The sequence below is a fragment of the Kosmotoga sp. genome, assembly GCF_982836095.1.
On sequence record NZ_CEYIHJ010000237.1, the window covers coordinates 1 to 2047 of the forward strand.

Consider the following 2047-nt stretch of genomic DNA (forward strand, 5'->3'; position numbering starts at 1 on the left):
TGCTAACTTCTATGTTTCTACATTTTGCCACTTTCAACAGCTTTTCAAATCCCTTGACCTCAGGAGCAGCAGTAATCAGCTTTACAGGGGCTTTCAAAACGACTTCATGCCTTTCGGTAAAGGGATAGATGAAATCCGGGTTTTGAGCCCCTTTCTTCTCAGAATTTATAAAAGGCCCTTCAAGATGCAGCCCGGCGATAGAGAGCGGTAATTGTGACAGGTTCTGCATAACTTCCTGCAAATTTTCCAGGCTCGCTGAAACTGTTGTGGGCAAAAAAGTGGTAACCCCCTGCTGAAAGTTCATCTCCGCCCATTTTCCAAAGTCCTGTGGGCTTGCAGACATTGCATCAATTCCACGCTGTCCATGTGTATGAAGATCGACAAAGCCTGGCATTACAATCACTTCTGGCGTGCAGCTAAAACGCCTTATTTCCGCTATTTTTTCATCTCCAATTGTTACAGACCCCGTGTATTCTCCATCAACAGGATCTACTATTAAAGCTTTTTCAAGTTCCATCACGGTATCACCTGCCCAATTAGCGATATAAAGGAAATTACCTAGAAGTTGAAGCTTGAAAAATCACGTTGTGAAGCCTTCTTCTGATACTCTGCATCATCGGGATGGTAGAGCGCCGCTTCAATCTTGTTCGATTGCTCAGAAATATCACCCTAAGTCCGCTTTTGGGTTCCACCCAAATCGAGGTGCCGGTAAAGCCAGTATGGCCATATGCAACCCTATCTATTATGTCACCTGAACTGCCAAAAAAATCAGGTACACGCCAACCAAGATGTGTTTTGACACCTTTAAATTCAACTACTTCATGGGTAAACAATTTGTAGATACGCTCTGGAAAAAGTTGCCCTGCTTCAAGTCCATTGATTAATCTGTAAAGATCCATTGCACTTGAAAAACAACCCGCATTACCTCCAACGCCTCCAAGATAATAAGCCAATTCATCATCGGGCCTTCCCCGCAAAAACTCCCCTTCCCTTTTGCAGGTAGGAGCTACATGAAATGCTTTGATATTGGGAAGAAATCCTGTGCTCTCCAATCCAAGGGGTAAAAATATCCTTTCTTTCACAAAGGCTGCAAAAGGAATGCCCGATATCCTTTCAATAACCGTCTTAAGAATGATGAAGTTGATACACGAATACCGGAAAGTTCTGCCAGGAGGGATTTCTGGTTTGATGTGCAACAGATTCCTGAGAAGCTCTTCACCCTTCGATTTTTTCCACGCCGTCGAGTAGGGAGGAATGCCGGAAGAGGGTGTTATAAGATGAAAAAGGGTGATTTGTTTCCTATTAGTAAATTCTTTCAAATGAACGTACACAGGGTCACCAAGGGAAAGCTTACCTTCGCTCATGAGCAGCATAAAAGCCGGGAGAACAGCGACAACCTTTGTAAGGCTTGCCAGATCATACACCGTGTCAACTCTAACAGCCTTTGCATGCTTCTCCGGTGATTCTTTGCCAAAAGCTTTCAAAAAAAGCATCTCATCTTTGGTACCAATCAACACCACAGCTCCAGGATAGATGCGTTTCTCTATCCCTTCTATCGCGATGGATTCTACACGCCCAAGGTTTAGGTTCAGAGCAATCACCTCCATCAATACTAACGCTGAAAGGATAAGATAACAAATCCGATAAGGTTCGTTCTGCTGCAATTATACAAAGCACAAGCTTATTAGCATATCATACTTGCTTTGTTGTTTAATTGCTATATACATTTGATGTTTGGAAATACATATGATTGAGTATTAGAATATGTATGTTATCATTTCAGTGTGAAATGTCTTTCAAAACCCTTATAAGGGGGAGGTCAATGGTGAACAACAAAATTCAGACAAATAATGACATTGAGAAACTCGAAAAAAGGCGGGATCTTCCGGCGTATATTGCTATTTATAGGACACTCAAGGCAAGAATAGAAGATGGGACCTATTCCAAAAAACTTCCCACTGAAAAGGAACTGTGCAAAGAGTTCGAGGTTAGCAGACTGACAATAAGGCGTGCACTCGATGAACTAAAAAGAGAAAGGCTCCTTGTT

The 2047-nt window shown here is 42.4% G+C and carries 3 protein-coding genes; 1 reads left to right on the plus strand and 2 read right to left on the minus strand.

Translation table 11 applies throughout. The annotated features are described in order from the left end of the window. Together AC3LHT_RS10600 and AC3LHT_RS10605 are read right to left on the minus strand one after the other, a co-directional pair. Nucleotides 1-517 (minus strand): amidohydrolase family protein (locus tag AC3LHT_RS10600; RefSeq protein WP_488662875.1); only part of this gene is annotated, 517 nt, incomplete at its 3' end. Nucleotides 518-554: 37 nt separating this feature from the next. Beyond that, entirely contained in the window at nt 555-1607 is a 1053-nt protein-coding gene (locus AC3LHT_RS10605; protein ID WP_488662877.1) for a serine hydrolase domain-containing protein, read from the minus strand. 218 nt (nt 1608-1825) lie between these two features. Between AC3LHT_RS10605 and AC3LHT_RS10610 the strand changes: the two genes are divergently transcribed. Continuing rightward, on the plus strand, nt 1826-2047 hold a 222-nt coding region (locus tag AC3LHT_RS10610), incomplete at its 3' end, for a GntR family transcriptional regulator (RefSeq protein ID WP_488662876.1).